At 46.7% G+C, this 8,944-nt stretch carries 2 protein-coding genes and 1 pseudogene; 2 read left to right on the forward strand and 1 reads right to left on the reverse strand.

Annotation, left to right across the window (positions count from 1 at the left end):
* Positions 1-348 (forward strand): annotated as a pseudogene (locus QUA04_RS27800) (calcium-binding protein); the annotation flags it as partial.
* Between the two features lie 51 nt (positions 349-399).
* Here the strand turns inward: QUA04_RS27800 and QUA04_RS27805 are convergent.
* Positions 400-567 carry a DprA-like winged helix domain-containing protein gene (locus QUA04_RS27805; protein WP_333263483.1) on the reverse strand — a complete coding sequence of 56 codons (168 nt, stop codon included), beginning with the start codon at positions 565-567 and terminating at the stop codon, positions 400-402.
* Between the two features lie 332 nt (positions 568-899).
* Here QUA04_RS27805 and QUA04_RS27810 point away from each other — a divergent pair.
* On the forward strand, positions 900-8,944 hold an 8,045-nt coding region (locus tag QUA04_RS27810), incomplete at its 3' end, for an FG-GAP-like repeat-containing protein (protein WP_333263480.1).

Below are 8,944 nucleotides of genomic sequence, written 5' to 3' on the forward strand. Positions count from 1 at the left end.
GGCAACCGTGGTGCTGACATTTTGAACGGCGATGATGGTAATGATATTCTTTACGGAGGTAAGGGAGATGATTTACTCAATGGCGGTTTAGGACTTGATACTTTGGTAGGAGGAATGGGAGTAGATAAGTTCCTACTCTCTACCAATTCCGGTACTGATACGATTACTGATTTTGAAGTCGGTAAAGACTTGTTAGTATTGGGTAATGGGTTGAGTTTCTCGCAATTGGCCATTGCCGAAGATAGCGGTTCGACTTTAATCCGGTTGGCACAAACAGGGGAAGTTTTAGCTTATCTGGCCGGAGTTTCTGCTAACAGTATTAGTGCCGTAAATTTCGGATTGATTTAAGAGCGATTTCGGGTTGATTACGCAGATTTCGGCATTCGGAGAAACTCGGGATCACGAGAGTATAACAGGGGTTTTTAACCCCTGTTTCAGAGAAACTAATCCCAACAATTCCAACTGCAAAAGTATACTAGAAACTGTTCCCGCTTCTAATCCAGACGCTTCGACAATTGTATCAAAAGAAATCGGCCCAGATGCGATCGCACAGCGTCTTCCAAAAATCGCTCAAACTCTGCTAGTAAACCTCTGAACCTCTACTCCTAGATGCTCCTTCCCATAGTCTGCACGGGAGGAAAATATTTCAGTCTAATCACACTTGCTATTGAAGTGTTTTTGTGTTATGTAATCCACCTCGCGCTGGCTCATCCGTAATATTACTTAATAAAATTCCCCATCTTTATCAAAACTTTAATTAAAAAAGTGTTTATAAAGAAAACTTTATAGAGATTTTTAGAAAAAACAGTTATGGTTACTACAACCTTCAGAAAGTGTTTCGGACGCAAGTCGCGAAACAGGGGAATTATTGTCTTTTTTTAGCTATTAGTAGGTGCAGTATGCCAAATTTAAATAATCAAGTTTCAGTAAGCTCGATCGCCTTTATCGACACTCAAGTTGAAAATTATCAAAGTTTGATTGCCGGGGTAACACCGGGTACGGAAGTAGTTGTTTTGGATGGGAACCGGGATGCGATCGACCAAATTACTGAAATTTTAGCTCTTCGCAGCAATATTGACAGCATTCACATCATTTCTCACGGTGCTCCCGGTAGCTTGCAACTGGGCGACGGTAGCTTGAGTTTAGATGATATAGAGTGCGATCGGGATTCTCTACAGCAATGGTTTTCGCCACAAACCCACTCGATGGGCAAAAATCGACCTCAGATCCTACTGTACGGGTGCTGTGTAGCAGCAGGCGAGACAGGTAAAGCATTTCTCAAACGCTTGAGTGAATTAACCGGCGCGTCGGTTGCAGCTTCCCAAAACCTCACCGGAAGTGTAGCAAAGGGTGGCGATTGGGAACTGGAAGTCAGAACCGGGAAAATTGAAACACCGCTGGTATTTGAAGCCGAAGTATTAGCAGGTTACGAGTATGTTTTGAATAGTTTTGGTGCGGCGACTAATTTTGGTGCAGGGCGCTATCCTGTCTCAGCCGGTGTCGGTGATTTTAATGGCGACACCAAACCAGACTTAGCTTTTAGTAACTTGAGCGGTCCCGGAGGCTCAAGTCCAGGCACATCAATTCTGTTACGAAATGACACGGGTAGCTTTGGCGCCGCTACTCTGTTGCCACGGGGAAGTAAGACTCTCGCTGTCGCTAAATTTAATGATTTATTTGATAATAAAGATAAGTATGACGACTTGGTTGTAGATAATGGCAATGGTTCTGTCTCAATATTTTATGGGAGTAGCACTGGCTTGGGCGCTCCCGTCGATCTATCTTTCGACTCGCTGATTGCGCCTACATACATTGCTGCGGCAGATTTTAATGGTGACAAGAGGGCAGACTTAGCTTTAGCTAGTTATCGCGCCACCGGTTCCACGAATACTAATGGTGTCGTCTCAATTCTATTGCAGAATAGTGATGGCACTTTTGCACTTCCTCAAAACTTTTTGGTAGTAAAATTTCCTGAATCTATTGCCGTTGCTGATTTTGATGTCGACGGCAAACAAGACTTGGCTGTGACGAGCAGTATGCCAAATAGTTCTAACAGCGTTTCAATTTTACTGGGGAATGGCAGTGGGAGTTTTGGCGCTGCTAATAATATTACAGTGGGGTCGCGGCCATATTCTCTGGCTGTGGGGAAGTTTAATAATGACAACATCCCCGACTTGGCTGTGACGAACTATGAGTCTAACAGCATCTCAATTCTGCGGGGAAATGGTAGTGGGGGCTTTACTACTACCGAAATTCCCGTGGGATCGAGTCCCACTTTTGTCACCGTTGCGGATCTCAATGGTGACTCCAAGCAAGACTTGGCTGTCGGGAAAAATGGCAAGGTTTCAATTCTGTTGGGGAATGGCGACGGCACATTTACCCAGACTGCTGATTTAGATGCCGGACCGACTCCTACTGCTGTTGCTGTGAAGCATTTGAATGAGGACGGTTTACCTGAGTTAGACGGGAAGGGTTTACCGGATTTTGACGAGGACGGTTTACCTGATTTAGCGGTGACAAGCTTTTCACATAACGTTTCTGTTTTCCTAAACACACCAAATACAGTCAATTTTGGTACTGCAAATTACAGCGGTACAGAAGGATCTGCGGATACAGTAATTCCCGTTACTCTCAGCGGCGGCACTCCTTTAAACAATGTAGTTGTACCAATTGTCATCGACCCCAGCAGCACAGCCACCGAAAATTCCGACTACACCTTTTCGCCTACTACTATTACTTTCCCCGCCGGTACTGCTACTCTTACTCAGAATGTTGCAGTTACTATCAAACCTGACAATCTCCCTGAAAACGCCGAAACCGCAATTCTCAACTTCGGCACAATCACCGGAGGCATTGCAGGTACAACGCCTCAAACAACACTAACTATTGCAGCAAACGGTACTGTTTCTTATGCCATCGCCGCTGGTACTCCCAGCATTCCTGAAGGTAATAGCGGCACAAAACCTCTGACTTTCACTGCGACTCGCAGCGGCAACACAGGCGGGGCAAGTAGCGTCAATTATGACATTACCGGAACAGCTACAAACGTCAGCGATTACAACAACATCGCGGGCACTTCAGAGGCAACTACTCCTACCGGCACAATTAATTTTGCCGCCGATGAAACATCCAAAACCATTACTCTGGATGTATTAGGCGACACCCTAGCTGAACCCGACGAAACCATAGCCGTCACCCTTTCAAGTCCCACAAGCCCAGGCGTAACACCGACAATTACCACTGCTACCGCTACCACAACTATTACTAATGATGATACGGCTGGCTTTACTATTAACCCAACAGCATTAACTACAAGTGAACTCGATGGCACTGCTACCTTCAGCGTCAAACTCAACTCTCAACCCACTGCTGATGTTGCGATTGATTTGAGTAGTTCCAATGTTGCCGAAGGAACAGTTTCCCCTGCTAGCATAACTTTCACTCCTGCTAACTACAGTGAACAAACAATAACAGTGAGTGGTGTTGACGATGCAGTAGCTGATGGCCCTCAACCTTACAAAATTGTCACGAAGGCTGCTTCCAGCACCGATCCTAATTACAATAACCTCGATCCTGAAGATGTAACCGTCACCAACAGTGACAATGAAACTCCGGGAATTACAATTAATCCGACGGCGGGATTAACTACTGGTGAAGATGGCACAAAGGCTAACTTTACTGTGGTTCTGAATACTCAGCCAACTGCTGATGTGACTATCGGTTTGAACACGGATAATGCTGCCGAGGGAACTGTTTCCCCTGCCAGCATAACTTTCACTCCGGCTACCTGGAAGACAGCGCAACCAGTAACAGTAACCGGGGTTAATGATAGCATAGTTGACGGCAATATTGACTACAAAATTGTCACAGAGCTTGCTGTTAGCGACGATCCGAATTATAAGCTAGATGCAGCGGATGTTAGCATTACCAATAAAGACGATGATACCGCTGGTATTTCTATTACTCCCACGCAAACAACTGCTACAGAAGGCGGCGCGACGGGCAGTTATGAGCTCAAGTTAACGTCTGAGCCGAAGCTCCCTGTTACCATTAACTTTACTGGAATTGAAATAAATCCGCCCCCGCCTGTTATTTTTGACAGCAGTAACTGGAATGATCCCAAACCAGTCACTGTCACTGCTACCGACGATAGCAAAGCCGAAGGCACGCACAGCGGCAAGATAACTCACTTTGTTAGCAGTTCAGACCCTAACTATAGCGGCACAACAATTCAGGATGTCAATGTAGCTATTACCGACAACGACACAGCAGATGTGATTATTTCACCTACGAGTACAACTGCTACAGAAGGCGGTGCGACGGGCAGTTATACAGTCAAGCTCAACAGCCAACCGAATGCACCTGTTAAGCTCATCTTAGATACAGGCAGTCAAATCAACGCGATTTCTACGATTAATTTCGACAGCAGTACCTGGAATGCTCCCCAAACAATCACTGTCACTGCTACCGACGATAGCAAAGCTGAAGGCACGCACACGGGTAAGATTTCTCACCGTGTTGACAGTGCGGACACTAAGTATAGCAGCACAGCAGTTCAGGATGTAAATGTAGCGATTACCGACAACGACACAGCAGATGTGATTATTTCACCTACGAGTACAACTGCTACAGAAGGCGGTGCGACGGGCAGTTATACAGTCAAGCTCAACAGCGAACCCAATGAACCTGTTAACCTCATCTTCAATACAGGCAGTCAGATTAAGGGGATTTCCGGGATTACTTTCAACAGCAGTAACTGGAATAGTCCCCGACCAATCACTGTCACTGCTACCGACGATAGCATAGCCGAAGGTACTCACAGCGGCAAGATAGGTCACGCTGTTTTCAGTTCAGACCCTAACTATAGTAGTGGCACGGCAATTCAGGATGTAAATGTAGCGATTACCGACAACGACACAGCAAGTGTGATCATTACACCTACGAGTACAACTGCTACAGAAGGCGGCGCGACGGGCAGTTATAAAGTCAAACTCAACAGCCAACCAAATGCAGACGTTAAGCTCAACTTCGATACAGGCACTCAAATTAATCCGATTTCTGAGATTACTTTCAACAGCACTAACTGGAATAGTCCCCGACCAATCACTGTCACTGCTACCGACGATAGCATAGCCGAAGGTACTCACAGCGGCAAGATAGGTCACACTGTTACCAGTTCAGACCCTAACTATAGTGGCACGGCAGTTCAGGAGGTAAATGTAGGTATTACCGACAACGACACAGCAGGTATTAGCATTACACCTACGAGTACCACTGCTACAGAAGGCGGTGCGACGGGCAGTTATACAGTCAAGCTCAACACTCAACCGAAAGCAGATGTTAAGCTCAGCTTCCAGACAGGCAGTCAAATTAATCCGATTTCTGAGATTACTTTCAACAGCACTAACTGGAAAGATCCCCAAACAATCACTGTCACCGCTACCGACGATCTCAAAACCGAAGGCACTCACAGCGGTACGATCGCTCACACTCTTACCAGTACAGACACTAACTATAGCGGTCAGACGGTTCAGGATGTAAATGTAGCAATTACCGACAACGAAAAAGCAGGTGTTACCATTACACCTACGAGTACAACTGCTACAGAAGGCGGTGCGACGGGCAGTTATACAGTCAAGCTCAACAGCCAACCGAGCGCACCTGTTAGCCTCAGCTTTAATACCGGGAGTGAAATTAATCCGGTTTCTGCGATTAATTTCAACAGCAGTACCTGGGATAGCCCGCAAATAGTCACTGTCACCGCTACTGACGATAGCAAAGCCGAAGGTACGCACAGCGGCAAGATCGCTCACATTGTTAGCAGTCCAGACCCTAACTATAGTGGCACGCCAGTTCAGGATGTAAAAGTAGATATTTTCGACAACGACGCAGCATATGTGCTCATTACACCTACGAGTACAACTGCTACAGAAGGTGGCGCGAATGGCAATTATGACATCAAATTAATGTCGCAGCCGATCGCCCCGGTAACTATCAAATTCACAACAGATCAGCAGATAGCGGCGATCGCTCCTCTAACTTTCACTGCGGATAATTGGAATGTCCCTCAAAGCGTTACAGTGAAGGCGGTTGACGATACGATTGTGGAAGGCGCGCACAGCGCTAAAATTTCTCACTATGTATCTACTTCTGATACCAAATATAACACAAGTGGTCCAGACGTGACGGTAGCGATCGCCGATAACGACAGCGGACCGCTACTTGGTATTCCCACGGTAAAATTTTCCCAAGCTACTTACCAAGTCAATGAAAGTGGTGAGAAACAAATTACTCTCACTCGCACTGGGACTCCGGAGGCTCTAAACAAAATTTCCCAGGTGTACATACAACCTGTTACTGGTGGTTCAGCGACTGAGGGAACAGATTGGAACTTTGCCTCCAGTGACTCTGGTCAAGTCACCGTCACCTTTAAGCCAGGCGAAGCTACTACAACTTTCACAATTAAGATTTTGCCGGATACTCAAGGTGAGGGAACAGAAGAAATCGCGTTTCGGATCGCTAGTGCGGATAATGCCAATATTGGCCCTCAAAGCTCTACCACCTTGCAAATTTTTGATGCTGACAAACTTTTCACCGACACGAACGCGATATCTGGTTTATCTTCGGCTATCTGGGGAGACTACAACAATGATGGCAAACTAGATATCCTCGGAAACAGGTACATCTACGACAACACCGGAACCTACAACAACAACACCGGCCAAAAGTTGAGCGAATATGGCTTTAGCGAAGCTAATCGAAGAGATGGTTATGGTCCAGTCTGGGCAGATTACAACAATGACGGCAGGCTGGATACATCTGCGATCACTAACAATGGCAACAACACTTTTAAGTACGAAATCTACAGCAATGGCACGTACAACGGTGGTGTGCAATTTACCCCAGATGGAGTTCTGGCTAACAACCTCTCCTCTGCAATTATTCGATCGAGTTCGGCAGATTACAACAATGACGGGCGTCCCGATCTGTTGCTCAATACACAAGGTTCTGGGAGCGACTACTCGATCGCCACTACGCTCTACCGCAACACAAAACCTGTTATGTATCAAGACCGCTTTCAAGATAGCAAAGCACGTCTCGATACTGGCGAACCACTATTTTCTACTAGCGAAATAGCTGGTGCTACCAGTCCTGGGGTTTGGGCAGATTACGACAATGATGGCAAACTCGATGTTCTGATCAAGGTAATGGAGTCACAACAGACTCAATCAGGGTGGGGAAGGCAAAAAGCCAAACTCTACCGCAACTTGGGCGATGGCGTTTTTAAAGACACAAACGTATCATTGCCTGGTTTAGGTTCAGAATTCCCTCGCTTTGGCGCCACTGTTTATGATATGGCTTGGGGGGATTTTGACAACGACGGCAAACTTGATATTTTGCTCACAGGGGCGATCGACGGCGCGAATGGTTCAGGCCAGCTTTTCACCAAAGTCTACCGCAACACAACCATTACCAATGGGTCAGCCAGCTTTGAAGACATAGGTGCACAGATACCTGGTTTGAGTAGCGGTAAAGCTGCTTGGGGAGACTACGACAATGATGGCAAATTGGATATCCTAGTCACTGGTTGGCAGCAGGAAAACCCCCAAAGTCCAGGAACAAGCGTCACCAAAATCTACTATCAAAACACGACGGGCAATGGCTTTACCGACAGCGGCGTACAAATCGACAGTGGCGCAGAGCCTAGTAATAGTTTCGATTCCCAGCCTGCTTGGGGAGACTACGATAAGGATGGCAAATTGGATATCCTGCTCACGGGTTATTCAAAATCCAGCACTGGCTTTGGTCTGGACGAAAAAGACTTCTTTACCAAAGTCTTCCGCAACAACACCCCTAATGCCAACACTCCTCCCACTGCACCCACAGGGCTGACGACGGCTAAGTCGGATGGTGGAAATGTCACTTTTAAATGGAACAAAGCAACTGACCTTCAAACTCCTGATGATGGTTTAAGCTATAACCTGCGAGTTACGAATTCCGAGGGTAAGGATATTCTTTCCCCGATGTCTCTGTGGGACGGCACTCGACAAATTGTTGGGTTGGGGAATGTTAGTCAAAACACCCAGTGGCAACTTAAAAACTTACCTCGCGGGGAATATAACTGGGGCGTGCAAGCAATTGATAATGCTTGGGCAGGTTCCCCCTTTGCCGGAGGGAGTTTTATGGTTGAGAACCACCCGCCAGAAGAGCAAATTCACCTGGGTTCCAAGCCCACTGAGTTTAACCAACCTATCAAAAATGTATACACTGACCTCGATGGCGACCAGATTAATTACCAGTTAACTCTACCTGATGGCAGTTCTTTATACAGTGGCTCAAACACTAGCTGGCTTGGGCTTCAATTCAACTCCTCGGAAAACACCATCACATTTACCGGAAATCCCCCAAGCGGTTCGCAACCTTTCAAGGCGAAATTAACAGCTACAGACAATTACGGTGGCCGTAGCGAACAGACTTTCACGGTAACAACGAAAAATGGGCGCTGGGTAATCGACGGCTACATATCGGGTGCAAATGTCTTCCTAGACGCCAACAAAAACGGCATCCTCGACACCAACGAACCATCCACCACAACCGATTCCGGCGGTAAATTCAATCTCAACATCCCCTTCGAGACATTCGACACCAACAAAAACGGAGAAATCGACCCAGAAGAAGGCAATTTAGTAGCCACCGGAGGCACTGACACCGCCACCGGCTTACCCCTAGAAACACCAGTCACCGCACCACCAGATTCCATAGTTGTCACCCTCCTAACCACCTTAGTCGCCGACTTAACCGACAAAGGAATTGCACTAGAAGAAGCCCAATCTTTAGTCAAAGCCGCCCTTGGACTCCCCGCTGAAGTTGACCTAACTAGCTTCGATCCAATAGAAGCTACCAACAATAACGTACCGGGCGGAGTCCAAGTCTTAGCCGCCAT

It is taken from the genome of Microcoleus sp. S13_C5 (assembly GCF_036700845.1).
GTDB lineage: Bacteria > Cyanobacteriota > Cyanobacteriia > Cyanobacteriales > Microcoleaceae > Microcoleus.